The sequence below is a fragment of the Pelagivirga sediminicola genome (genome assembly GCF_003072125.1).
Lineage (GTDB): Bacteria > Pseudomonadota > Alphaproteobacteria > Rhodobacterales > Rhodobacteraceae > Roseovarius > Roseovarius sediminicola.
In genome coordinates, this window is the sequence record NZ_QCYH01000003.1 from 313,158 (window position 1) to 337,735 (window position 24,578).

Genomic DNA, 24,578 nt, shown 5'->3' on the forward strand with positions numbered 1-24,578 from the left:
AACGCAGGAGACGATCATGGCAACCGTAGCAGTCACCGACGATACCTTCGACGCCGAAGTCAAGAATTCCGATATTCCCGTCGTGGTCGATTTCTGGGCCGAATGGTGCGGCCCGTGCAAGCAGATCGGACCGGCCCTTGAAGAGCTGTCGAACGAGATGGACGGCAAGGTCAAGGTTGTGAAGGTCGATGTCGACAGCAACCCCAATTCCGCCGTCGCGATGGGCGTGCGCGGCATCCCGGCGCTGTTCATCTTCAAGAACGGCGAGGTCGTCTCGAACCGTTCGGGCGCGGCCCCCAAGGCGGCGCTGCAAAGCTGGATCGAAGAATCCATCTGATCCAACACCGGCAACGCAGGTCAAGGGCGCCCCATGTGGCGCCCTTTTTCATGGGCCGCGGCGGAGAAAACTTGCAGTCGCGCGGCGCGGCTTACATATGAATCGCACAGATATCAGGAGCGACACATGGCAAGCGAGCAATTTCCGGGATGGCACGGCACCACCATCATCGGCGTGCGCAAGGGCGGCGAAGTGGTCATCGCCGGTGACGGACAGGTGAGCCTGGGCCAGACGGTCATCAAGGGCACGGCCCGCAAGGTGCGCCGCCTCAGCCCCGGCGGCATCGACATCGTGGCAGGCTTCGCCGGGTCCACCGCCGATGCATTCGCTCTGCTGGAGCGGCTGGAGACCAAGCTGGAGGCGACGCCGGGCCAGTTGCAGCGCGCCTGCGTGGAGCTGGCCAAGGATTGGCGGACCGACAAGTATCTTCAGAAACTGGAGGCGATGCTGATCGTCACCGACGGCGCCGAGCTGTATGTAATCACGGGCGCCGGCGATGTGCTGGAGCCTGAACATGACGTGACCGCCATCGGATCGGGCGGCAACTACGCGCTGGCCGCGGCGCGCGGCATGATGGAATCGGACCGGTCCGCCGAACAGATCGCACGGGACGCCATGGCGATCGCGGCCGATATTTGCGTCTATACCAACGGCAACCTGACGGTTGAGACGATCGCCAAGTAAGGCGCAGAAAGGACTTCCATGACTGATCTCACCCCCCGCGAAATCGTCAGCGAACTGGATCGCTTCATCATCGGTCAGAAGGACGCGAAACGCGCGGTCGCCGTCGCCCTGCGCAGCCGCTGGAGGCGGCAGCAATTGTCCGATGACCTGCGCGACGAGGTTTACCCAAAGAACATCCTGATGATCGGCCCCACCGGCGTGGGCAAGACCGAGATCAGCCGCCGTCTGGCCAAGCTGGCCCGCGCGCCCTTCATCAAGATCGAAGCGACGAAATTCACCGAGGTCGGCTATGTCGGCCGCGATGTCGAGCAGATCATCCGCGATCTGATGGACAGCGCCATCGCCATGATCCGCGAGCAGATGCGCGAGGACGTCGCGACCGCCGCCCGCACCGCCGCCGAAGAGCGCGTCATCACCGCCATCGCAGGCGAGGATGCCCGCGAGGGCACGCGCGAGATGTTCCGCAAGAAGCTGAAATCCGGCGAGTTGGACGACACCATCATCGAGCTGGACATCGCCGACAATTCCAACCCGATGGGCATGATGGACATTCCCGGCCAGCCCAGCGGTCAGATGGGGATGATGAACCTTGGCGATATCTTCGGCAAGGCGTTCGGCGGGCGCACCGTGAAGCGCAAGATGAGCGTTGCAGAAAGCTATGACATCCTGATCGGCGAGGAGGCGGACAAGCTGCTGGACGACGAGACGGTGAACCGCGCCGCGCTGGAGGCGGTCGAGCAGAATGGCATCGTCTTTCTGGACGAGATCGACAAGGTCTGCGCGCGCCAGGATGCGCGCGGCGGCGAGGTCAGCCGCGAGGGCGTGCAGCGCGACCTGCTGCCGCTGATCGAGGGCACCAGCGTCAGCACCAAGTATGGCGCCGTCAAAACCGACCATATCCTGTTCATCGCATCGGGCGCTTTTCATATCGCAAAGCCGTCGGATCTGCTGCCCGAGCTTCAGGGCCGTTTGCCCATCCGGGTCGAGCTGCGCGCGCTGACCGAAGAGGATTTCGTGCGCATCCTCACCGAGACGGACAACGCGCTGACGCGTCAGTATACCGCTTTGATGCAGACCGAAGAGGTGGCCGTGACCTTCACCGACGAGGGAATCGCGGCGCTGGCCCATATCGCGGCCGAGGTGAACGCCTCGGTCGAAAATATCGGCGCGCGCCGCCTTTATACGGTGATGGAGCGCGTGTTCGAGGAGCTTAGCTTTGACGCGCCCGAGCGGACGGGCGCCACCGTGACCGTCGATGCGGCCTTCGTTGACAAGAACCTGGGCGAGCTGGCGAAATCGACGGATCTGAGCCGCTACGTGCTCTGACGCGGGCGGCGATTGCCGCTTTTCATTGCCTGTGTTTCGCGCCACCACTGCGGGATGCAAACGCTTGTCTTTCTGCGCAGCAATGCCCGCTGGCTGAGCGCCGGGATCCTGCTGACCTTTCTCAGCAGCTTCGGGCAGACCTTTTTCATCTCGATCTTCGCGGGCGAAATCCGCGCGGTATTCGGGCTGAGCCATGGGCAATGGGGCGCGATCTATTCGGCCGGCACCGCCGCGTCGGCGATCCTGATGGTCTGGGCGGGCGGCCTGACCGACATCTTTCGCGTCAGGTGCATCGGCGCCGTCATCCTGTGCCTGCTGGGACTGGCCTGTGCAGCGATGGCGCTGAGCCCGGTGTGGTGGCTGCTGCCCGTCATCATCTTCGCGCTTCGCTTCACCGGGCAGGGGATGAGCAGTCATATCGCCGTCGTCGCCATGGCGCGCTGGTTCATTGCCGGGCGGGGACGGGCGCTGTCGATTTCCAAGCTGGGCTTTTCGCTGGGCGAGGCGATTCTGCCGCTGCTGTTCGTTGCGCTGATGCTGGTGATGGACTGGCATGTGCTGTGGGGGATCGCGGCGGGCGTCGCCATCGCCGGGGCGCCCGCGCTGCTGCTGCTGCTGCGCCGCGAGCGCACACCGCAAAGCCATGCCGAAAGCGATCAGAGCCTGGGGATGCAGGCGCGGCACTGGACGCGCAACCAGACCTTCCGCCATTGGCTGTTCTGGCTCATGATCCCTGCGCTTCTGGGGCCTTCCGCGTTCAACACCGCGTTCTTTTTCCATCAGGTGCATATCGCCGACATCAAGGCGATCTCGCATGTCGAGCTGGTGGCGATGTTTCCCTTCTACACCGCCGTCAGCATCGCGGCGATGATGCTCAGCGGCTGGGCGCTCGACAAGGTCGGGACCGCGCGCCTGATCCCCTGGATGCAGCTTCCGATGGTCGCGGCCTTTGCGATATTCGCGCTGGCGCAAGGCCCGGGGGGAATGCTGGTCGGCTTTCTGTTTCTGGGGCTGAACACCGGCTTCAACAACACGCTGCCATCCGCGTTCTGGGCCGAATTCTATGGCACGCGTCATATCGGGTCGATCAAGGCGATGGCGGCGGCGGTGATGGTTCTGGGCTCGGCCATCGGGCCGGGCGTTTCGGGTCTGGCGATCGACATCGGGATCGGGATCGAGGTGCAGTTCTTGTGGATCGCGCTCTACTTCGTTCTCGCGACGGCCCTGATGGCGATCGGGATCCGAAAGGCCGCGCCGCTGCTAACGCGGACGCTTTAGATAGACATAATAGGCACCGCCGCCGCCGTGGCGGGCATGGGCGTTCGTCACCTGCATCACCATTCCCGCAAGCGGCGGAATACTCAACCAATGGGGCACGTTGTAGCGCAGCACACCCTGCCGGACCGGAATCGGGCCGCCGCTGTCGCTGCGCCGCCCCTTGCCGGTGATGACCAGAACCAGCCGCTTGCCCTGCCCATGCGCGCGCAGGATGAAACCGGTCAGCGCCCCGTGGGCACGGTCCACCGTCATGCCGTGCAGATCGATCCGCGCCTCCGGCACCAGCTTGCCGCGCTTCAGCTTGCCATAGGCCTTTCGGTCCATGGTGACGGGCAGGGCGCCGATGCGATCCGTAAGGCCCGGTAGAACATCGTGGCCCGCCCCATGCCGGCCCGCCTTCTGACCCACAGAAAAAGGCGCGACAGGCGGCGGGGGCGCGGACGGGGCGGCCCGCGCCGGGCGTTCAGGCAGTTGCGGCGGGGATTTCGGGCGCGGCTGCGCGGGCGACAGCGGCGTTGCCGTCTTGGCCACCTGTCGCCACAGGTCCAGCTCATCGGGCTTCAGATGCCGCTTTCGGCTCATTGCATCGCGTCCGGCGCCAGGGCATAGGCGCGCTGAATCGGCATCAACACCAGCATACGGCCGCCATCGCGCATGGTTCCGGCCACCCGGCCGGCATCGTCGCCCGTCCCCATGAAAACGTCCGCTCGCTGCGCGCCCTTGATCGTCGATCCGGTGTCCTGCGCCACCATCAGCCGGTGAATGGGCGCGGCGCCTGCCTTTTCAATCCAGACCGGCGCGCCCAGCGGCACGAATTGCGGATCAACCGCGATGGAGCGGCCCGTCGTGATCGACCGGTTCATCGCGCCGCGCGGGCCAAGCGACGGCTCCAAATCATCGATCCGGCGGAAAAACACGTAAGACGGGTTGTGCATCAACAACTCGGCGCCTTCTTCGGGGTTCCGGCGCACCCAGTTGCGAATGACCTGCGCGGAGACCTGATGCAGGTCATAGACGCCGCGCCGCACCAGCTCGGCCCCGATCGAGCGGTATTCATGCCCATTGGCGCCGCCATAGCCGACGCGGATCATCCTGCCGTCCGGCAGACGGATCCGGCCCGAACCCTGGATCTGAAGAAAGAACAGCTCGACCGGATCATCGACCCAGGCAATCTCCAGCCCGCGATCCTTCATCTCGTCGCCTGTCTCGATCTCGCGGCGGGTAAGCCACGGGTTGGCCTCCCGCGCTTCGGGCGGCTGGCGGTAGAGCGGGTATTGATAGCGTCCGCCGCGGCGCAGGGATCCGTTGAGCTCGGGCTCGAAATAGCCGGTGAAAAGGGCTGGCGCGCCCTCGGAAATCAGAACGGGCCTGAAAAACAGCTCAAAGAAATCGCGCGCGCCGGGTTTTTGTTGTGCCAGCTTGCACAGGGCGCGCCAGTCCACGTCCTTCATGTCCTGGCAGGTTTGCGAGAAGACATGCAGCGCTTTGGCGTGGTCATCCTCTTCCCAGCCATCCAGCGTATCGAAGCTGAGGATATCATACCGCGCGTCAAGCGCATTGGCGCAGCCCGTCCATGGCAGCGCCAGAAGTATCGCGACAAAGACCGCCCTGATCATTCGCCCGTGGCGACAAGCCGCCAGTTGGGATCGTCGGCGCCCATGACACGCTCGAACGTCCAGACATCGCGCTGACGCTTGGATTTGCCCGGCTCGCCTTCGATCACCTCGCCGTCCGGGCCGCGCACGACGGAAATCAGCTCGCCCACGAACCTGACGGTAATCTCGCCGGTTCTGGTCGCCGCGTCGAAACGGGCCGAGGACAGGGTCAGATCGCGGATGCCGATAAATTCGCTCTCGACCGTCAGACCTTTTTCCTCGCGGATGGCGATGACTTCGGCGAAGGAGTTGTAGACGTCTTCGGACATGAAGGGGCGCACGTCGTCGATATCGCCGCGCTCGAACGCCATGAGGATCATCTCGTAGGCACCGCGCGCGCCGCCCAGAAACTCGGTCACGCCAAAGGACGGCTCGGCGCGTTTCATGTCGGCCAGGGCCGCGGCGGAATCGCTGTTTTCCGGCACGTGGTCGATGATATCGTGGTCCGGCCCGCCCTCGATGACCTCGAGATTATGCGCGCGGGGTGACGGCGCGGCCTGAACCTCGCGCGTCGGCTCGTGGCCCTCGCGGGTTCCCAGCACGCTCCGGAGGCGCAGGATCAGGAAAACAGCGATGCCGGCAAGCACCAAAAGCTGCAAAACGGGCGAGTTCATGGGCACCTCATTCAGGCAAAGCGTTGAAAACCGCGTATCGTGGGCCTTATGTAGGCGTGACGGCGCGCCAAGTCCACCTTGGCGCACCGCAAAACAAAGGAGACGCAGGCCATGTGGCTATTGCTGGCATTCATCATCGTTCCGTTGATCGAAATCGGCCTGTTCATTCAGGTGGGCGGCGCGATCGGGCTTTGGCCGACCTTGCTGATCGTGATTCTGACCGCCATTCTGGGCACTTGGCTGATGCGGGCGCAAGGTGCGCTGGCGCTGGGACAGCTTCGCGGCTCATTTTCGCAGCAGACCGATCCGACCGAACCGCTGGCGCATGGTGCGATGATCCTGATCGCCGGTGTGCTGCTGCTGACGCCCGGTTTTTTCACTGACGCCGTGGGTTTCCTGCTGCTGACGCCGCCAATTCGGCGCGCGGCGTTTTCGTATCTGCGCAAACGCGTGCACGTGCAGGGCTTTGATCCCGGTCCGGCGCCGCATGGCAGGCCGCGCACCCAGGGGCCGACAACCATCGAGGGCGATTATCACGAGGTGCAGCCGGACGACGAGCCGCGTCCTCCCTCGGGCTGGACGAGGGATTGAGGCACGGCTGCCAACCTGCTAAATCATGCGCCTATTCCGCCTAACGAGGAGATGAAGATGGCCGAGCAGGAAAACGGTGCAGAAACCGGCGCGCAGGAGCAGCAGCCGCAGGTAAAAATGACAACCCTCACGCAGTTCGTGCGCGATCTGTCGTTCGAGAACATCCTCGCCCAGCGCGGCGCAGGCGGCGAGGTTCAGCCGGATGTGACCGTCAACGTCCATCTTGAACCGAAAAAGCGCAGTGTCGAGCATCAGTATGAGGTGATCGCCAAGCTCAAGATCAGCTCGAAAAACAAGGGAACCGACGAGGATCTGTTCCTGCTGGAGCTAGAATATGCCGGCGTTTTCCACATCGAAGGTGTGCCCGAGGATCAGCTGCATCCCTTCCTGATGATCGAATGCCCGCGCATGATGTTCCCGTTTTTCCGCCGCATCGTCTCGGACGTCACGCGCGATGGTGGTTTCCCGCCATTGAACCTTGAGAATATCGATTTCGTGGCAATTTACCGTCAGGAAATCGCCCGTCTTCAGGCCGAAAAAGCCAAGCGCGCAGACGCCTGAAGCGTTTCGCCTTTAACCTGAGCCATCAGCGAGAGGCGAAACACTTTAACCTGATTTGCGCCAAAGCGCCGCGGCGCCCAGCGTCGCCACGAACGCCTCATGCGCCGCGGCCTCGGCCTCCGTCAGTCGCGGGGGCAGGGGGCGCTGGCGCGGGACGGGGCGCCAGGTGCTTTCAGTCTCTGTCTGGTTGTTTCGGGTCTGTTCGGCGCCCAAGACAAGGTCCGGCTGGCGCCCGCCGATCAATTCCAGATAGACCTCTGCCAGGATCTCGGAATCCAGCAGCGCGCCGTGCAGCGTTCTGGCGCCATTGTCGATATTGAACCGCCTGCACAGCGCGTCCAGCGAGGCCGGCGAGCCGGGAAATTTCTTGCGCGCGATGGCCAGCGTGTCGATGGCCTGCTCCCATGGCAATTGGCGCTGGTTCACCCATTTCAGCTCGGCGTTGAGAAATTTCATATCAAATGCGGCGTTGTGGATCACCAGCTTTGCATCGCCGATGAAAGACAAAAACGCCTCTGCGATATCGGCGAAAAGGGGTTTGTCGCGCAGAAAATCGTCGCCAAGACCATGCACCTTGAACGCGTCTTCGGGCATGGCCCGTTGCGGATTTATGTATTGGTGATAGGTGCGACCCGTCGGCATGTGGTTGTAAAGCTCGACCGCGCCGATTTCGACGATGCGATCCCCTTGTTCAGGCTCGAATCCGGTGGTTTCGGTGTCCAACACGATCTCACGCATGGTCGCTTCCTTTTCGTATCGCGTCGACGACAGCCTGCACCTGCGCGCGCGTATCTTCAACCGTTTGGGTCGTGATGACCCATGTCGCACGCTTGCGCTTTTCGGCGTCGGGCATCTGCTTGGCCAGGATGGCGTTCAGTTGCGCGTCGGTCATGGTGCCGCGGGCAAGAACGCGGGCGTGCTGCACCTCGGGCGGGGCGGTCACGCAGACGGTGCCGTCCATCTCGGTCTCATAGCCGTTTTCGAACAGCAAGGGAATGTCGAGAACGGCAATATCAGTCTCTGTTTCAGCCAGAAATGCGCGCCGGTCGGCCGCGACCAGCGGGTGAACGATCCGCTCGATACGGGCGAGGGCGGTATCATCCGCGGCGATGATCGTCTTGAGCCGCGCGCGCGATACGGCGCCGTTTTCGACAGCACCGGGAAACGCGGCGCCAATCGGCGCGACAGCTGCGCCGCCCGTGTCGTAAAGGCGGTGCACGGCCGCATCCGCATCCCATACCGCACAGCCGAGGTCGGCAAACATGCGCGCGGTCGTGGATTTCCCCAACCCGATCGACCCTGTCAGGCCCAGCCGGTACGTCATCTGAGCGCGGCGGCCCGTGTGGCGCTGTCCACTTCCGGACGCTGGCCGAACCAGCGCTCGAACCCCGGAACCGCCTGATGGAGCAGCATTCCAAGGCCGTCGACGGTATGACATCCCATCTGGTCCGCGACCTCGAGCAGCTTCGTGCGCAGCGGGGCATAGACGATGTCGGTCACGACGGCCCCTTTTTGCAGCCCGTCCAGCGGCACGCGCAGCGGCTGATTTCCGACCATTCCCAGCGACGTGGTATTCACCACCGTTGCTGCATATTCCATCATGTTCCCCGCCTGAACCCAGTCGAACACCCGCAGCCGCTTGCCGAATTCCTGCGCCAGCGCGTCGGCCCGCACGCGCGTGCGGTTCGACAGCAGGATTTCCGGAACGCCGGCATCCAGCAGCGCCGCAATCACCGCGCGCGAGGCGCCACCTGCACCGAGCACCGCGGCCGGTCCGGCGCTGGCCTGCCATCCATGGGGCGCCGATTGCAGGTTCTTGATAAAGCCATAGCCGTCTGTATTGTCCGCGTGAATCTTGCCATCCTTGCGGAATATCAGGGTGTTGGCGGCGCCGATCAGGGTCGCTCGATCCGTGACCAGATCGGCCAGATCCAGCACCTTTTCCTTGTGCGGGATGGTGATGTTGACCCCCACGAACCCTGCCTTTGGCAAGGTGCGCAGCACCGCGCCAAGGTTGTCGGCGCTGACATTCATCGGAATGTAATATCCCTTCAGCCCCATCGTGGTCAGCCAATGGCGATGAATCTGCGGCGAGCGGGAATGGGCGATGGGTGTGCCGATGACGCCGGCCAGCGGGATGGTGTGATCACTCATGCCTCAAGCGCTCCGCGCGTTGTCAGAAAACCCAGCACTTCCAACAAGGGAAGACCGAGAACATGGAAATGATCCCCGGTGATACGCTCGAACAGCCGCACGCCTTCCTCCTCCAGTTTGTAGGCGCCGACCGAATGACGGATGCTGGTCCAGTTCCGCGCCACGTATTGGTTGATATAGGTATCGGATACATCACGCATCTGCATCTTTACAACACCTGCGTGGCGCCAAACTGGCGCGCCATTCTCGCAGATGACGGCGGCGGATATCAGGTGATGCGCCTTGCCGCGCATCTGCGTCAGCTGGGTCGCCGCGTCGTCCATCGTGGCGGGCTTTGACAGCAGACGGCCCTCAAGCGCCAGCACCTGATCGCATCCGATGACCAATGCGTCCCCGCACCGCTGGCTAATCTTGCGGGCCTTCATCTCGGCCAAGGCATCGGCGATGTCGCGCGGCGCCGCGCCTTCGGACAGCAGGGCGGATTTCACGGCCTGCTCATCCACTTGCGGGGCGATGGCGTCGAACGGCACGCACGCGCTCCGCAGCAGGCTTTGACGGATCTGCGATGTTGACGCCAGGATGATGCGGACAGTCATGTGGAGAACCCATGTGCAAATCGCCGAGGATGCGGCCAAATTATCCCCAATCGGCCGCAGACGCCATGGGGCCGGGGATTATCCGGCCATCCCACCACGGCTCACCGGCGAAATCCCAATGTGGAATGTATGGAATCCGAGCCGGTAGGAATCAGGGTAGCGTAGTGTTATCCCATGGGTGTGGACTAAGACGATGATGAAGTGTTCTGGTAAATATATAATATAATCAATAGTTTATGAGTATGATGCGACATAGCACGTTAGAGATATGCGCATCTTGTCCTCAACTTGCCTGACTGTGTGCCGATCTGTGAACAAATCGTTAATCCACAGAAAACGTGATCCCTTCTTAATCATCATCCTTTTCTATATTTCTTTCTATTATTAGAAAGAGCGATCCGGCGGAGATACCCGATGAGCACGTTCCTTTCCGAGATGTACCTTTGGACCAAGGCCCTGCACATCGTGTCGGTGATTGCGTGGATGGCGGGCCTGTTCTATCTGCCGCGTCTGTTTGTCTATCACGCCGAAGTTGCCACGCGAGGGGATAGCCGCGACGAGATTTTCCAGGTGATGGAACGCCGCCTTTTGCGGGCGATCATGAATCCGGCGATGATTGCGACCTGGGTGTTCGGCCTTGCGCTGGTGTTGACGCCCGGCGTCGTCGATTGGTCGTCGGTCTGGCCATGGACCAAGACGGTAGGCGTCATTTCGATGACGGTGTTTCATCAATGGCTGGCGGCGAAGCGGAAGGCCCTGGCACAAGGCACCTCTGACGTTACCGGCCGACAGTTTCGCTTGATGAACGAGGTGCCGACCGTTCTGCTGATCCTGATCGTCTTTTCCGTCGTCCTGAAATTCTAGGCTGATTGACACATAGGCCAAGCGGCGGTATTCACCATGAAACGCCTCCGTCCGGGGTGCGTATTTCCCTGATGACCAAAATTTGTTCGCGCCCCGATGCGCGTGTGAGGCCGATGATGTCCGATGACCGTTTGAACCTGTCCGATCTCAAGGCGCATACCGCCAAGGACCTTCTGGCCATGGCCGAAGAGCTTGAGATCGAGAATGCCTCGACCATGCGCAAGGGCGAGATGATGTTCTCGATCCTCAAGGAGCGGGCGGAGGACGGATGGAACGTGTTTGGTGACGGCGTTCTGGAGGTTCTTCAGGACGGATTCGGTTTCCTGCGCTCGCCCGAGGCGAACTATCTGCCGGGCCCCGATGACATCTATGTCTCGCCCGACATGATCCGCCGTTTTTCGCTTCGCACCGGCGACACGATCGAAGGCGAGATGAAGCAGCCGGACGATACCGAGCGGTATTTTGCCCTGACCAGCGTCGAGCAGATCAACTTTGAAGCGCCGGAAAAGGCGCGTCACAAGATTGCGTTCGACAACCTGACGCCGCTTTATCCTGACGAGCGTCTGACGCTGGAAATCGACGATCCGACGATCAAGGACCGCTCCGCGCGTATCATCGATCTGGTCGCCCCGATCGGCAAGGGCCAGCGTTCGCTGATCGTGGCGCCGCCGCGCACCGGCAAGACGGTGATCCTGCAGAATATTGCGGCCAGCATCGAGCGGAACCACCCGGAATGCTATCTGATCGTGCTTCTGATCGACGAGCGCCCCGAAGAGGTGACGGACATGCAGCGCTCGGTCAAGGGCGAGGTCGTCAGCTCGACCTTCGATGAGCCCGCGACGCGCCATGTGGCGGTGAGTGAAATGGTCATCGAAAAAGCCAAGCGTCTGGTCGAGCATAAACGAGATGTTGTGATCTTGCTCGATTCTATCACCAGACTTGGTAGGGCGTACAATACGGTTGTCCCATCTTCGGGTAAGGTTCTGACGGGTGGCGTCGATGCAAACGCGCTCCAGCGTCCGAAGCGATTCTTTGGTGCGGCGCGAAATATCGAGGAGGGCGGCTCGCTGACGATCATCTCGACCGCGCTGATCGATACCGGCAGCCGTATGGACGAGGTGATTTTCGAGGAATTCAAAGGTACCGGCAACTCCGAGCTGGTTCTTGACCGCAAGATTGCGGACAAGCGTGTCTTCCCGGCGATCGATATCCTCAAATCCGGCACCCGCAAGGAAGAGCTGTTGGTTGACAAGCTGGACCTGCAAAAGACATTTGTCCTGCGCCGCATTCTGAACCCGATGGGGACGACAGACGCGGTGGAATTCTTGATCTCTAAGCTCAAGCAAACCAAGACAAATGCGGAGTTCTTCGATTCCATGAACACCTGACCGGGTGTTCCCAAAGGAGCGCGACCCGTGGAGACGATCTTTGCGATGTCCTCGGCGCAGGGCAAGGCGGGCGTGTCGGTGCTGCGTATTTCCGGCGCGAACGCTTTTGATGCTTGCCGTGCCTTGTGCGGCGACGTCCCGCCGCGACGCGTGGCGTCGCTTCGAATCCTGCGCGATCCGGATGGGCTTATTCTGGATCAGGCGCTTGTTCTGACCTTCGCCCATGGCGCGAGTTTTACCGGCGAGGAAAGCGTTGAATTACAAGTGCATGGCAGCGTTGCGGTTGTCTCGGCGGTCATGGATACGCTGGCGGGGATGCCAAACCTAAGGCTTGCTGAACCGGGCGAATTCACGCGGCGCGCGCTTGAAAACGGATGTCTGGATGTCGCGCAGATCGAGGGGCTCGCGGATCTCATAGATGCGGAAACCGAAGCGCAGCGCGCTCAGGCATTTCGCGTCCTGTCCGGTGATCTGGGGCGGCGGGCGGACCAATGGCGACAGGATTTGATTCGCGCGGCCGCACTGATCGAGGCCACGATTGATTTTGCCGATGAAGAGGTTCCCGTCGACGTCTCGCCCGAGGTCAATGCCCTGATGGGTAAGGTGATTGATGCGCTTGATCGGGAAATTGCCGGCGTCACCGTGGCCGAGCGGATAAGGTCAGGTTTCGAGGTGGCGATTGTCGGCGCGCCTAACGTCGGAAAATCCACGCTGCTGAACAGCCTTGCCGGGCGCGAAGCGGCGATCATTTCCGATGTCGCCGGAACGACACGCGATGTGATCGAGGTGCGCATGGACCTGAGCGGTCTTGCCGTGACGCTTCTTGATACGGCCGGTTTGCGCGAGACCTCGGACACGGTCGAAATCATCGGTGTCGAGCGCGCTCGCAGTCGCGCCGCTGACGCGGATTTGCGGGTTTTCCTTGTCGGTCCGGGCGAGGCGCCGCCCTTGGATCCCGAACCGGATGATATCGTGCTTCTGGCCAAGGCAGATGTGCAAAGCGGCGAATACCCCGGTATCTCGGGGCGGACAGGGGCGGGTGTTTCCGACCTTGTCGATCGAATTGGCTCAATCCTGCGGATGAGGGCTTCGGGGGCGGGCATTGCGACGCGGCTGCGGCATCGCGATGCCATGCTGCGCGGCAGAGCGTCCTTGAGCGCGGCGCGCGAACTGCTTCTGCAAGGGGATGTCGCGGCAGATCTTGCAGCCGAAGAGCTGCGCAGCGCTGTTCGTGCCCTTGATTCTCTGGTAGGACGAGTGGATATCGAAAACATCCTGGACGAAATCTTCGCCAGTTTTTGCCTTGGCAAGTGAGGAGTGTTTCACGTGAAACATTTTGACTTTGACGTCATCGTTATCGGCGGTGGTCATGCGGGCTGTGAGGCGGCGCATGCCGCGGCGCGCATGGGGGCCAGCACAGCGCTGGTTACATTGACGCGCGCCAGTATAGGCGTGATGTCGTGCAATCCTGCAATCGGTGGCTTGGGTAAAGGGCATCTGGTTCGCGAAGTTGACGCCATGGACGGCGTGATGGGGCGCATCGCGGACGCTGCCGGGATACAGTTTCGCCTTTTGAATCGCCGCAAAGGCCCGGCTGTCCAGGGGCCCCGCGCGCAGGCGGATCGCCAGATTTACCGCGATTCTATGCGCACGGAGATGGAGAACACGCCTGATCTAACCATTATTGAAGGCGAAGCGACCGATTTCCTCATGCAGGGATCACGGGTGTGCGGCGTTAAATTGTCCGACGGCACAGAAATCTCGTCGCAATCGGTGGTCCTGACGACGGGGACATTCTTGCGCGGCGTCATACATATCGGTGATATGTCGCGCCCTGGCGGTAGAATGGGTGACAAGCCATCTGTGAAGCTCGCCGACCGGATGGATAGTTTTGATTTGAACACCGGACGGCTTAAAACGGGCACGCCACCCCGTCTCGACGGTCGCACGATTGATTGGAATGTGCTGGAAAAACAGGCAGGTGATGACGTTCCGACGCTTTTTTCATTCCTCTCAGATGGAGTGAAGGCGCGCCAGATCAGTTGCGGGGTCACGCACACGAATGAGCAAACCCATGATATCATTCGTGATAATCTGTCGAAATCAGCCATGTATGGCGGGCATATCGATGGCGTGGGCCCGCGGTATTGTCCGTCGATAGAAGACAAGATCGTGCGTTTTGCGGATAAGACCTCTCACCAGATATTCCTGGAGCCCGAAAGTCTTTCAGACAATGCGATTTATCCCAACGGAATATCGACGTCGCTTCCCGAAGAGGTACAGCTGCGATATGTGCGGTCCATTCGTGGTCTGGAGGCTGCGGAAATACTGCAGCCGGGTTACGCGATCGAGTACGATTACATCGACCCAAGAAGCCTGGATGCCACCCTTAGCGTGAGAGATGTGCCGGGGCTGTATCTCGCTGGGCAGATCAACGGCACGACCGGCTATGAAGAGGCTGCCGCGCAGGGGCTCGTTGCTGGCTTGAACGCCGCACTTTCGGCGAAAGGGCGCGATCCAGAGGTGTTCAGCCGTACCACCAGCTATATCGGCGTTATGGTTGATGATCTGATCACCCGCGGCGTGAGCGAGCCGTACAGGATGTTCACATCGCGCGCAGAGTTCCGCCTGTCACTCCGTGCGGACAACGCGGATCAACGGCTGACGGGCAGGGCGATCGAGCTTGGATGTGTGGGCGCCGCAAGGCGGACTGCGTTTATCGGTAAAATGGAAAAGCTCACCTCGGCTCGCTGTCATCTGGAATCTGTCACCTTCACCCCGAAAGATCTGACCAAGATCGGGCTGACGGTCAACCAGGACGGGACGCGGCGCAGCGGGTTTCAGTTGTTGGCTTTTCCGGACATCACGTTCGAAAAGCTCGTTGAGCTTGACCCAACGTTAGCCGATATCGACGAAATCTCGTCCAATCAACTATCCAAAGATGCGCTTTACGCGAATTACATAGCGCGGCAGGAAAAGGATGTCGCGGTAATGCAGCGCGATGTCGCGCATTCGATTCCTAGCGATTTCGACTATAACGTCTTGGGAGGGTTGTCGAACGAACTCAAGAGCAAATTGAGCCAAGTCAGGCCCGCCAATCTGGCGCATGCGGCGCGGATAGATGGAATGACCCCGGCCGCGCTGACGCTTTTGCTTACGCGGATCCGGCGTGATGCCGGGGCCCGCTAAGATGGCGAGCCTCTTGGCCAATGTTTCACGTGAAACAATCGAACAGCTACGCGCTTTTGAAACGCTGATTTGCAAGTGGTCGCCGACGATCAATCTCGTTTCCCGCGCGGATCGCAAAAGCGTTTGGGAGCGTCATATTCTCGACTCCGTCCAGTTGTACGATGCCGCGCCCCGATCGTTTACGCATTGGGTGGATCTGGGATCCGGAGGAGGGTTTCCTGCGGTTGTAGTCGCAATATTGGCCAATGCGGCCAACGCTCCGCGAAAGATAACAATGGTTGAAAGCGATTCGCGCAAGGCGACGTTTTTACGAACGGCTCTGCGGGAAATAGGGGTGCCGGGGATTGTCATCAACGAGCGAATAGAAGACATCCCGTCCCTTAGCGCCGATATCATTTCTGCGCGTGCATTGGCCAGTTTGGATGGCCTTCTGACCTTGGCCCAACCTCATTTAACGCCAACAGGCACATGTTTATTCGCGAAAGGCGCAAAATGGCGCAGCGAGGTGGAGGAAGCGAAATTGACATGGAAATTTGCGTGCTCCGCGACTAAAAGTGATCTGGATCCAGAAGCCGCTATCCTCAGCATAAAGGAGTTGTCACGTGCCTGATCCTTCGCGCCCGACCGGGCCGCGCATCATCGCAGTTGCCAACCAGAAAGGCGGCGTCGGCAAGACGACCACGACGATCAATCTGGGCGCCGCTCTGGCGGAAATCGGAAAGAGGGTGTTGATCGTTGATCTGGACCCACAAGGCAACGCATCGACCGGGCTGGGCATCGACGTCGATGACCGGGAGTTCACGACATACGAACTGCTGCTCGAAGATATCGACTTGGGCCAGGTCATTCAGCCGACGAAGTCTGAAAACCTTGTGATCATTCCGGCAACGGTTGATCTGAGCTCGGCCGATATCGAGCTGATATCTAACGAAAAACGGAGCTCTTTGCTGCATGACGCCCTTCGTCAGACGGCGATGGATCGCTACGATCTTGACTATGTGCTGATTGATTGCCCTCCGTCGCTGAATCTGTTGACGGTCAACGCGATGGTGGCCGCGCACTCCGTTCTGGTCCCGCTTCAAAGCGAGTTTTTTGCTCTTGAGGGGCTGTCGCAATTAATGCTGACGATTCGTGAGGTGCGGCAATCCGCAAACCCCAATTTGCGGATCGAGGGCGTTGTTCTGACGATGTTCGATGCCCGAAACAACCTGTCGGGCCAGGTCGAGAAGGACGCACGCGACAATCTGGGTGATCTGGTGTTCCAGACGCTGATCCCGCGGAATGTCCGGCTGAGCGAAGCGCCCTCGTACTCGATGTCGGTGCTGGACTATGATCCGCAGTCACGGGGTGCGGACGCTTATCGCGCGTTGGCGCGTGAATTGATGAAGAACAACGCGCCGGTCGCGGCATGATCGAAGGAATGAATTAATGGCTGATAAATCGCAACGGCAGCGCGGCTTGGGGCGCGGTTTGTCCGCCTTGATGGCTGACGTCAATGATCGCGGTCCTGCGGGAGAAACAGCGCCCCGGCAGCCCGACATGATGGTGCCGATCGAGCGTGTTGCCGCAAACCCGGATCAGCCGCGCAGACGGTTCGACGCGGAGCTACTCAACGATCTTGCCGCGTCGATTCGGGAGAAAGGCATCATTCAGCCGCTGATCGTGCGTGCAAAAGGCGACGGGTATGAGATTGTCGCCGGAGAAAGGCGGTGGCGCGCCGCGCAGCAGGCTAATTTGCATGAGATCCCCGTCATCATCCGCGACTTTGACGATACCGAGGTTCTGGAAATTGCAATCATCGAGAATATCCAGCGCGCCGATCTGAACCCGGTGGAGGAAGCGGCCGGTTACGTTCAGCTTATGAACAGGTTCGGCCATACGCAGGAAAAACTGGCGGAAGCGCTGGGGAAAAGCCGCAGCCATATCGCCAATACGATGCGGTTGATGCAGCTGCCCGAGATCGTGCAAAACTTCGTGACGGAGGGCAAGCTGTCCGCGGGGCATGCGCGCACGCTGATCACGGCTCCGGATCCGGTGGCCTTGGCCAAGAAGGTGATCGCAGGCGATTTGTCGGTGCGTGATACCGAAAAATTGGTGCGCAAGGCCGCCGCGCCGGAGCAGCCAGGCGGCGGTATGACCAAGCGCGCGGGCAAGGCGGATAGGAAGACCGCCGATACAAGAGCGCTGGAGCATGATCTGTCCGCGAATCTGGGGATGAAGGTGTCCGTTGACCACCGGGACGGCAGCGAGAATGGCGCGATCACGATCAGCTACAAGACATTGGATGAGCTGGACGAATTGTGCCGCATCCTGTCGATGGGCAAGTGAGGGTCACTCGGGCAGAAGCTCGGCAATGACGGCGTTCAGGACCATTCGGCCTTTGGAGGTTGTGCGAAGCGTAGCGCCGTCAGTCTGAATCATACCAAGATCCGTGAGATGCGTGATCGTATCGGGGTTGAGCGGGGCGCCAGCCAGGTCGCGATAGCGCTGCAGGTCGATCCCGTCCGATATCCTTAGACCCATCATCAGGTATTCGCCGGCTTGGCATGTACCAGATATGGCGTTTCGCGGCTTCTCCGTGGCTTGGCTCGCGCTGCTGCCAAGCCACTTTGCAGGGCTTGAATACGCCTCGGTCGCCCAGCGGGTGCCGTCCAGCGTCAGCCGCCCATGTGCGCCGGGGCCGATGCCGATATAGTCGCCGTGACGCCAGTAAATCAGGTTGTGCCGCGATTCCGCGCCGGGCCGGGCGTGGTTGGACACCTCATAGGCAGGCATGCCAGCCGCATCGCAAAGCTCCTGCGTCGCCTCATACATATCGACGGCCAGATCATCGGCGGGAAGGCCGCGCAACCCTCCGGCAGCGAAGCGGGCGCCGAAGGCGGTTTCCGGCTCGATCGTCAGTTGATAAAGCGACAGGTGATCGACCGCCATCGACAGCGCCTCGGAAAGCTCGGCGCGCCAGGCGGCCAGCGTCTGATCCTGCCGGGCATAGATCAAGTCAAAGCTGACACGGTCAAAATGCGCGCGCGCAACGTCGAAGGCGGCGCGCGCTTCGGCAACTGAATGGATGCGGCCAAGACGGCGCAAATCGGTGTCGTTCAACGCCTGAATGCCCATGGAGATCCTGTTCACGCCCGCGGCGGCGTAGCCCGCAAACCGGCCCGCCTCGACCGATCCGGGATTTGCCTCCAGCGTGATCTCCAGATCATTCGCCAAGGTCCAGTGCTGGCGAACGCGGTCCAGGATCGCGTGGACAGTCTCGGGCGGCATCAAGCTGGGCGTTCCGCCGCCGAAAAAGACCGAGTTCAGCATCCGCTTGCCGGTCGGCTCGGCATAGCGGTCAAGCTCTCGCAGGAAGGCGGCGCGCCAGGCTTCCTGATCGATGTTGTTCGAGACATGACTGTTGAAGTCGCAATACGGGCATTTTGCCGCGCAAAATGGCCAATGGATATAGAGGCCGAAGCCTCCGAGGCGCCAATCTTCAGTCAAAGCAACCCTTTACAAGTTTGGCAAAGGCATCGGCGCGGTGGCTGATGCCATTTTTCATCTCGGCGCTCATCTCGCCGAAGGTGATGTCGTGGCCGTCGGGCTGGAATATCGGATCATAGCCGTGACCGTTATCGCCACGCATCGGCCAGACGATCTGGCCCTCGGCGGTGCCGGGAAACACCTCGTCATGCCCGTCGGGCCAGGCCAGCACCAGGGTGCAGCAGAACCGGGCCCGCCATGGGCGCGGCGCGTTCCGGGCGACCAGTTTGTCATGCGCCTTGGTCATGGCCATCACGAAGTTCCGACCATTCGGGGCTTCGGCCCAATCGGCGGTATAGACACCGGGCGCGCCGTTCAGGGCGTCAATCTCGATGCCGGAATCGTCCGAAAGGGCAGGCAGCCCCGTCGCCTTGGCGGCGGCGTGCGCCTTGATCCGTGCGTTCCCGGCGAAGGTGGTCTCGGTCTCATCCGGCTCCGGCAGGTTTCGCGCTGCGGCACCTACGACGCGAATGCCGTAAGGCCGCAGCAAGTCGGCGATTTCTGCCAGTTTGCCGCTGTTATGCGTGGCCACCAGCAGCGTATCACCGGAGAACTTACGCATTGACCGCCGCCAGTTGCGCGGCAGCCAGATCGGCGACGCCTTTTTCGGCAAGATCCATCAGCTGGTTCATCTGATCGCGGTTGAAGGTGGCGCCCTCGGCGGACATCTGAACCTCGATCAGCTTGCCCGATTGCGTCATGATGAAGTTGCCGTCGACCCCGGCCTCGCTGTCTTCGGGATAGTCCAGATCCAGAACCGCCTGTCCGGCGTAAAGGCCGCAGGACACGGCGGCGACGGGATCGGTCAGCGGATCGGATGTCACGGCGCCCGTCTTGATCAGCTTCTGAACGGCCAGCTTCAACGCCACCCAGCCGCCGGTGATGGCGGCGCAGCGGGTGCCGCCGTCGGCCTGAATGACGTCGCAATCCACGGTGATCTGACGCTCGCCCAACGCGACGCGATCGACGCCGGCCCGCAGGCTGCGCCCGATCAGGCGCTGGATCTCAACGGTGCGCCCGCCTTGCTTGCCCGCGGTCGCCTCGCGCCGCATGCGCGACGTGGTCGAGCGGGGCAGCATCCCGTATTCCGCCGTCACCCAGCCCAACCCGGACCCTTTGATGAACGGCGGCACGCGGTCCTCGATCGTGGCGGTGCACAGCACGTGGGTGTCGCCGATCCGGATCATGCAAGACCCCTCGGCGTGCTTGGTGATGCCCGTCTCGATTGAAACGGCGCGCATTTCGCTTAAATTCCTACCCGATGGGCGCATGGCTGGCTCCTTTTTGCAGCGTTGACGCGGCAATACAGGGGCGCATGCTGTCATGGCAACCCCGATTGACCTATGACCGCACGGAGCCTTTAATGCCCTGATAGGCAAGGAACCCGACATGAGTGATGGCAGAAAGCTTCTGGAGGAGATGAACGACCGCTCGCGCGAGGTGTTTCGCCGCGTGGTCGAGGGGTATCTGCTGACCGGCGCGCCCGTCGGATCGCGCAACCTGACCCGCGACATGAGCGAAAAGGTCAGCGCCGCGACGATCCGTAATGTGATGCAAGACCTTGAATATATGGGGCTTCTGGACAGCCCCCATGTCAGCGCCGGGCGGGTGCCGACGCAAAGCGGGCTGCGCATGTTCGTCGATGGCCTGCTGGAGGTCGGTGATCTTCAGGCGGCGGACCGCGAGATGATGGACAGCACGATGTCGTCCAATTCGCAGGACGTCGCCGGCGCGCTGGACCGGATCGGACAGACCTTGTCGGGCGTCACGCAGGGCGCCTCGCTGGTTCTGGCGCCGAAACATGAGGCGCCGATCAAGCATATCGAGTTTGTCAGTCTGGGCCATGACCGCGCGCTTGTGGTTCTGGTGTTTGCAGATGGGCATGTGGAGAACCGGATATTCAACCCGCCGCCCGGCCAGACGCCCAGCTCGATGCGGGAGGCGGCGAATTTTCTGAATGCGCTGATCGAGGGCCGCACGCTGAGCGAAGTGCAATCGGTCATCGCGCGCCATATAAGCGAACGCAGGCAGGAGATTGACCAGCTGGCGCGCGCGATGGTCGAAAGCGGTCTGGCCGTCTGGTCCGGCGAGGGCGAGGGGCCCGAGCGGCTGATCGTGCGCGGGCGCGCGAACCTTTTGAACGCGGGGGCGGAGGAGGGCGATCTTGACCGCATCCGCACACTGTTCGACGATCTGGAGCGCAAGCGCGACATCGCCAATTTCCTTGAGCTGGCCGACGAAGGCGAGGGCGTTCGCATCTTTATCGGGTCCGAGAACAAACTTTTCTCACTTTCGGGTTCCTCTTTGGTCGTCTCTCCATATATGAACGCAGACCGGAAGATCGTCGGCGCCGTGGGGGTCATCGGACCCACGCGGCTTAATTATGGGCGCATCGTTCCGATCGTGAATTATACGGCGCAGCTCGTGGGCAAGCTGATCGCCGATAGAAGTTGAAGGGCTAGAACATGGCAGAGCGTAACCAAGACGAATTCCTCGACGATATCGAACAGGCCGAGGCCGAGACCTATCGCGAGGACGAGATCGAGATTTCGGACGAAGCCGCCGAGCTGGACACCGTGCGCGCCGAGCGTGATGCGTTTCAGGACAAGTTCATGCGCGCCTTGGCTGATGCCGAAAACGCCCGCAAGCGGGCCGAACGGGACCGCCGCGAGGCCGAAAATTATGGCGGGTCCAAGCTGGCCCGCGATCTGTTGCCGGTCTATGACAACATGAAGCGCGCGATCGAATCCATCGCCGAAGATCAGCGCGAAGCGTCCGCCGGACTGATCGAAGGCATCGAGCTGACGATGCGCGAGCTGATCAGCGTCTTTGCCAAGCACGGCGTTCGCGTCGTCTCGCCGCAGGTGGGTGACAAGTTCGACCCCCAGGTTCACGAAGCCATGTTCGAGGCGCCGCTCCCGGGCACCAAGGCGGGCGAGATCATTCAGGTTTCGGCCGAAGGTTTCATGCTGCACGACCGTATTCTGCGCCCGGCGCAGGTGGGCGTGTCCTCCATGCAGGGCTGACCGCGCTGATCCCAGATGGCCGCTGCCTTTCGGGGCGCGGCCATTTTCCCTGCGCAATCGGTCCCCGCGCCGCTCAATTCTCCAGTTTCGCCTTCAATTCGTAGATCAGGGCCAGCGCCTCGCGCGGGCTCAATTCGTCGGGCAGGATGCCGCGCACCGCTTCTTCAATCTCCGAGGGCGCGCTTTTGACCGGGGCGGGGCTGGGGCGGCTGGAGAACAGCGGCAGGTCGTCGATCAGCGCCTTGCGCGCGCTTCCGCCTTCGCGCTCGCCGCGTTCCAGCGCATCCAGCACCACGCGCGCCCGCTCGATCACCGCGTCGGGCAGGCCCGCCAGCTTGGCCACCTGCACCCCGTACGAGCGATCGGCCGCGCCCCGCCGCACCTCGTGCAGAAAGATCACGTCGCCGCCGTGTTCCTTGACGGACACCGTCGCATTGCCGACGCGGCCCAGCTTGTCCGCCTGATTGGTCAATTCGTGGTAATGCGTGGCGAAGAGGGCGCGGCAGCCGTTCACGTCGTGCAGATGTTCCAGCGTGGCCCAGGCGATCGACAGGCCGTCATAGGTGGCGGTGCCGCGCCCGATCTCATCCAGAATGACCAGCGCGCGGTCATCCGCCTGATTGAGGATCGCCGCGGTCTCCACCATCTCGACCATGAAGGTGGAGCGCCCGCGCGCCAGATCGTCCGACGCGCCAACGCGGCTGAAAAGCTGGCTGACCAGCCCGATATGCGCCGATTTCGCAGGCACGAAACTGCCTGTTTGAGCCAGAAGGGCAATCAGAGCGTTCTGCCGCAGAAACGTGGATTTACCGGCCATATTCGGCCCGGTCAGCAGCCAGATATCTCCGGCGGTGCCCAGATCGCAATCATTGGCCACGAACGGCCCGGCACCTTGGGCACGCAGGGCCTGTTCCACGACCGGATGGCGCCCCTGCACGATGTTCAGCGCGCGGCTGTCATCCACAACAGGACGGCTCCAGCCCAGATCGACGGCCAGATCGGCCAGCGCGGCGGTCAGATCCAGCTGTGCCAGCGCCCGCGCGGTCTGTGCCAGCATCGCGGCCTTTTCAAGAACCGCTTGTTTAAGCCCTTCATAGAGCCGCTTTTCGATCTCCAGCGCGCGTCCACCGGCGTTCAGGATCCGCGTCTCCATCTCCGACAGCGGCACGGTGGTGAAGCGCACCTGGTTGGCTGTGGTCTGCCTGTGCCTGAAGGTCTCGTTCAGCGGCGCCGACAGCATCTTTTCCGCGTGGGTGGCCGTGACCTCGACGAAATAGCCCAGCACGTTGTTATGTTTGATCTTGAGCGCCGAAATACCTGCCAGTTCGGCGTATTCCGACTGCATCCTAGCAATGACGCTGCGGCCTTCATCCCGCAACTGGCGCGCGTCGTCCAGATCGCCGTCATATCCCGGCGCAATGAATCCTCCGTCGCGCGTCAAGATCGGCGGCTCGGCAATCAGCGCCTGATCCAGCAGATCCAGAAGCGTATCGTGCCCGGTCAGATCGCCGGTCAATTCGGCCAGTTCCGCGCAGATATCGCCGGATGGCATGATCTTGCAGATCTGCTCGGCGCCCTCCAGAGCGTTGCGCAAGGACGCGAGATCGCGCGGGCCGCCCCGATCGACGGAGAGGCGCGACAGGCTGCGGTCGATGTCGGGCACCTTGCGCAGATGGTCCCGCAGATCCGACCGGAACCGGGACTGTTCCACGGCAAAAGCGATCATGTTCTGGCGCGCCTCGATCACCTCCAGACGACGGGATGGCGATGAAAGCCGACGCTCCAGCAGCCGCGCACCGCCCGCTGTCACCGTCCGGTCGATCACCGACAAAAGCGATCCGGCGCGCCCGCCTGACAGCGCGTGGGTCAGCTCCAGATTGCGCCGCGTGGCGGCGTCGATCTGCATCGCCCCGGCCAGATTCTCGCGTTGGGGCGGCTGGAGCAGGGGCAGTTTGCCCTTTTGCGTGATCTCCAGATATTCGACCACGGCGCCCATTGCGGCGATCTCGGCCCGCTCGAAGCTGCCGAAGGCGTCCATCGTGGTGACGCCGAAGAGCGCGCATAGCCGCCGCGCGGCGCCCGTGCTGTCAAAGGCAGAGCGACCGATCGGCGTGATCGACGCCCCGATTTCAGTCACTAAATGGGCGAATTCGGCATCATCGCCGTCCGACAGCAGCACCTCGCTGGGCCCAAGCCGCGCCAGTTCCGGCCCGATCCGCGGCGCTGCAAGCGACATGACATGCAGCGCGCCGGTGGAAATATCGGCCCAGGCCAGCGCGTGTTCGCCGCGTATTTGCGCAATTGCCGCCAGATAATTGTGCCGCCGCGCCTCCAGCAGCGATTCCTCGGTCAGGGTGCCGGGCGTGACCAGCCGCACGACGCCGCGCTTGACGACCGATTTTGCGCCGCGCTTCTTTGCCTCTGCGGGGTTTTCCAGCTGCTCGCAGACCGCCACGCGAAACCCCTTGCGGATCAGCGTCAGAAGATACCCTTCGGCGGAATGCACCGGCACGCCGCACATGGCGATATCCTCGCCCAGATGCTTGCCGCGTTTGGTCAGCGCGATGTCCAGCGCCTCGGCCGCGGCCACGGCGTCATCGAAGAACAGCTCGTAGAAATCGCCCATCCGGTAGAACAACAGCGCGTCCGGATAGTCGGCCTTGATGTCCAGATACTGCGCCATCATCGGCGTGGCGGTTTCGGTTGTCACTGCATGCACTCCTTGATCGGCGCGAACCTACAAACCATCGCCCGGCGGCGAAAGCCCCTTCGTCTGAAGTGTTGAGG

General features: G+C 61.8%; 26 protein-coding genes. 15 read left to right on the forward strand and 11 right to left on the reverse strand.

Annotated features, from left to right (window positions below):
• Window positions 1–16: 16 nt before the first annotated feature.
• From trxA to DC366_RS07800, 4 genes are all read left to right on the forward strand, one after another.
• Window positions 17–337, forward strand: a complete 321-nt coding sequence (gene trxA, locus DC366_RS07785) for a thioredoxin (protein WP_108691624.1) — start codon at window positions 17–19, stop codon at window positions 335–337.
• A 126-nt stretch (window positions 338–463) separates the two neighbouring features.
• Complete coding sequence (gene hslV / locus DC366_RS07790) at window positions 464–1,021, forward strand: ATP-dependent protease subunit HslV (protein ID WP_108691625.1); 558 nt, start codon at window positions 464–466, stop codon at window positions 1,019–1,021.
• An 18-nt stretch (window positions 1,022–1,039) separates the two neighbouring features.
• On the forward strand, window positions 1,040–2,347 hold the full coding sequence (gene hslU / locus DC366_RS07795; protein ID WP_108691626.1) for an ATP-dependent protease ATPase subunit HslU: 1,308 nt from the start codon (window positions 1,040–1,042) through the stop codon (window positions 2,345–2,347).
• Window positions 2,348–2,401: 54 nt separating this feature from the next.
• Window positions 2,402–3,625 carry an MFS transporter gene (locus DC366_RS07800; protein ID WP_108691627.1) on the forward strand — a complete coding sequence of 408 codons (1,224 nt, stop codon included), beginning with the start codon at window positions 2,402–2,404 and terminating at the stop codon, window positions 3,623–3,625.
• Here the strand turns inward: DC366_RS07800 and DC366_RS07805 are convergent.
• Genes DC366_RS07805 through DC366_RS07815 form a run of 3 tightly spaced genes read right to left on the reverse strand, consistent with a single transcriptional unit; the run spans window position 3,608 to window position 5,894 of the window.
• Window positions 3,608–4,207, reverse strand: coding sequence for a Smr/MutS family protein (locus DC366_RS07805; protein ID WP_108691628.1), 600 nt, complete (start codon window positions 4,205–4,207; stop codon window positions 3,608–3,610). The two genes, DC366_RS07800 and DC366_RS07805, sit on opposite strands and share 18 nt — an antisense overlap.
• Entirely contained in the window at window positions 4,204–5,241 is a 1,038-nt protein-coding gene (gene mltA / locus DC366_RS07810; RefSeq protein ID WP_108691629.1) for a murein transglycosylase A, read from the reverse strand. Before mltA ends, DC366_RS07805 begins: the two co-directional genes overlap by 4 nt.
• Window positions 5,238–5,894 carry a Tim44/TimA family putative adaptor protein gene (locus DC366_RS07815; RefSeq protein WP_108691630.1) on the reverse strand — a complete coding sequence of 219 codons (657 nt, stop codon included), beginning with the start codon at window positions 5,892–5,894 and terminating at the stop codon, window positions 5,238–5,240. Before DC366_RS07815 ends, mltA begins: the two co-directional genes overlap by 4 nt.
• 111 nt (window positions 5,895–6,005) lie before the next feature.
• On the opposite strand from DC366_RS07815, the gene DC366_RS07820 reads away from it, so the two are divergent.
• Together DC366_RS07820 and secB are read left to right on the forward strand one after the other, a co-directional pair.
• Window positions 6,006–6,485 (forward strand): FxsA family protein, encoded by a 480-nt coding sequence (locus DC366_RS07820; RefSeq protein WP_108691730.1) that lies wholly within the window; start codon window positions 6,006–6,008, stop codon window positions 6,483–6,485.
• 57 nt (window positions 6,486–6,542) lie between these two features.
• Entirely contained in the window at window positions 6,543–7,046 is a 504-nt protein-coding gene (gene secB / locus DC366_RS07825) for a protein-export chaperone SecB (protein WP_108691731.1), read from the forward strand.
• Window positions 7,047–7,091: 45 nt separating this feature from the next.
• Here secB and dnaQ read toward each other — a convergent pair whose 3' ends face one another.
• Genes dnaQ through DC366_RS07845 form a run of 4 tightly spaced genes read right to left on the reverse strand, consistent with a single transcriptional unit; the run spans window position 7,092 to window position 9,796 of the window.
• Window positions 7,092–7,784 (reverse strand): DNA polymerase III subunit epsilon, encoded by a 693-nt coding sequence (gene dnaQ, locus DC366_RS07830; RefSeq protein ID WP_108691631.1) that lies wholly within the window; start codon window positions 7,782–7,784, stop codon window positions 7,092–7,094.
• Window positions 7,777–8,370, reverse strand: coding sequence for a dephospho-CoA kinase (gene coaE, locus DC366_RS07835; protein ID WP_108691632.1), 594 nt, complete (start codon window positions 8,368–8,370; stop codon window positions 7,777–7,779). The genes dnaQ and coaE overlap by 8 nt, the downstream gene beginning before the upstream one ends.
• Complete coding sequence (locus DC366_RS07840; protein ID WP_108691633.1) at window positions 8,367–9,200, reverse strand: shikimate dehydrogenase; 834 nt, start codon at window positions 9,198–9,200, stop codon at window positions 8,367–8,369. The genes coaE and DC366_RS07840 overlap by 4 nt, the downstream gene beginning before the upstream one ends.
• On the reverse strand, window positions 9,197–9,796 hold the full coding sequence (locus tag DC366_RS07845; protein WP_108691634.1) for a Maf family protein: 600 nt from the start codon (window positions 9,794–9,796) through the stop codon (window positions 9,197–9,199). Before DC366_RS07845 ends, DC366_RS07840 begins: the two co-directional genes overlap by 4 nt.
• 414 nt (window positions 9,797–10,210) lie before the next feature.
• Between DC366_RS07845 and hemJ the strand changes: the two genes are divergently transcribed.
• The 7 genes from hemJ (at window position 10,211) to DC366_RS07880 (ending at window position 17,565) form a co-directional block, all read left to right on the forward strand.
• Window positions 10,211–10,660 carry a protoporphyrinogen oxidase HemJ gene (hemJ, locus tag DC366_RS07850; RefSeq protein WP_108691635.1) on the forward strand — a complete coding sequence of 150 codons (450 nt, stop codon included), beginning with the start codon at window positions 10,211–10,213 and terminating at the stop codon, window positions 10,658–10,660.
• 116 nt (window positions 10,661–10,776) lie between these two features.
• Window positions 10,777–12,048 carry a transcription termination factor Rho gene (gene rho, locus DC366_RS07855; RefSeq protein ID WP_207768679.1) on the forward strand — a complete coding sequence of 424 codons (1,272 nt, stop codon included), beginning with the start codon at window positions 10,777–10,779 and terminating at the stop codon, window positions 12,046–12,048.
• A 27-nt stretch (window positions 12,049–12,075) separates the two neighbouring features.
• The gene (gene mnmE / locus DC366_RS07860; protein ID WP_108691636.1) at window positions 12,076–13,362 is read left to right on the forward strand and encodes a tRNA uridine-5-carboxymethylaminomethyl(34) synthesis GTPase MnmE; all 1,287 of its coding nucleotides are present in this window, start codon (window positions 12,076–12,078) and stop codon (window positions 13,360–13,362) included.
• A 12-nt stretch (window positions 13,363–13,374) separates the two neighbouring features.
• Window positions 13,375–15,237, forward strand: a complete 1,863-nt coding sequence (gene mnmG, locus DC366_RS07865) for a tRNA uridine-5-carboxymethylaminomethyl(34) synthesis enzyme MnmG (RefSeq protein WP_108691733.1) — start codon at window positions 13,375–13,377, stop codon at window positions 15,235–15,237.
• Between the two features lie 13 nt (window positions 15,238–15,250).
• Entirely contained in the window at window positions 15,251–15,847 is a 597-nt protein-coding gene (rsmG, locus tag DC366_RS07870) for a 16S rRNA (guanine(527)-N(7))-methyltransferase RsmG (RefSeq protein WP_341476688.1), read from the forward strand.
• Complete coding sequence (locus tag DC366_RS07875; RefSeq protein WP_108691637.1) at window positions 15,840–16,649, forward strand: ParA family protein; 810 nt, start codon at window positions 15,840–15,842, stop codon at window positions 16,647–16,649. Before rsmG ends, DC366_RS07875 begins: the two co-directional genes overlap by 8 nt.
• 16 nt (window positions 16,650–16,665) lie before the next feature.
• The gene (locus DC366_RS07880; protein WP_108691638.1) at window positions 16,666–17,565 is read left to right on the forward strand and encodes a ParB/RepB/Spo0J family partition protein; all 900 of its coding nucleotides are present in this window, start codon (window positions 16,666–16,668) and stop codon (window positions 17,563–17,565) included.
• 3 nt (window positions 17,566–17,568) lie between these two features.
• On the opposite strand, the gene hemW is transcribed toward DC366_RS07880, so the two are convergent.
• Genes hemW through rph form a run of 3 tightly spaced genes read right to left on the reverse strand, consistent with a single transcriptional unit; the run spans window position 17,569 to window position 20,036 of the window.
• A complete protein-coding gene (gene hemW / locus DC366_RS07885; RefSeq protein WP_108691639.1) occupies window positions 17,569–18,726 on the reverse strand; it encodes a radical SAM family heme chaperone HemW in 1,158 nt (385 codons plus the stop codon).
• Entirely contained in the window at window positions 18,719–19,327 is a 609-nt protein-coding gene (gene rdgB / locus DC366_RS07890) for an RdgB/HAM1 family non-canonical purine NTP pyrophosphatase (RefSeq protein ID WP_108691735.1), read from the reverse strand. The genes hemW and rdgB overlap by 8 nt, the downstream gene beginning before the upstream one ends.
• A complete protein-coding gene (gene rph, locus DC366_RS07895; protein ID WP_108691640.1) occupies window positions 19,320–20,036 on the reverse strand; it encodes a ribonuclease PH in 717 nt (238 codons plus the stop codon). The genes rdgB and rph overlap by 8 nt, the downstream gene beginning before the upstream one ends.
• Window positions 20,037–20,154: 118 nt before the next feature.
• On the opposite strand from rph, the gene hrcA reads away from it, so the two are divergent.
• The gene (hrcA, locus tag DC366_RS07900; protein ID WP_108691641.1) at window positions 20,155–21,219 is read left to right on the forward strand and encodes a heat-inducible transcriptional repressor HrcA; all 1,065 of its coding nucleotides are present in this window, start codon (window positions 20,155–20,157) and stop codon (window positions 21,217–21,219) included.
• 11 nt (window positions 21,220–21,230) lie between these two features.
• Window positions 21,231–21,791, forward strand: coding sequence for a nucleotide exchange factor GrpE (locus DC366_RS07905; RefSeq protein WP_108691642.1), 561 nt, complete (start codon window positions 21,231–21,233; stop codon window positions 21,789–21,791).
• 73 nt (window positions 21,792–21,864) lie between these two features.
• On the opposite strand, the gene mutS is transcribed toward DC366_RS07905, so the two are convergent.
• Window positions 21,865–24,477: a DNA mismatch repair protein MutS gene (gene mutS / locus DC366_RS07910; RefSeq protein ID WP_108691736.1), complete on the reverse strand. Its 2,613-nt coding sequence runs from the start codon at window positions 24,475–24,477 to the stop codon at window positions 21,865–21,867.
• Window positions 24,478–24,578 lie beyond the last annotated feature (101 nt).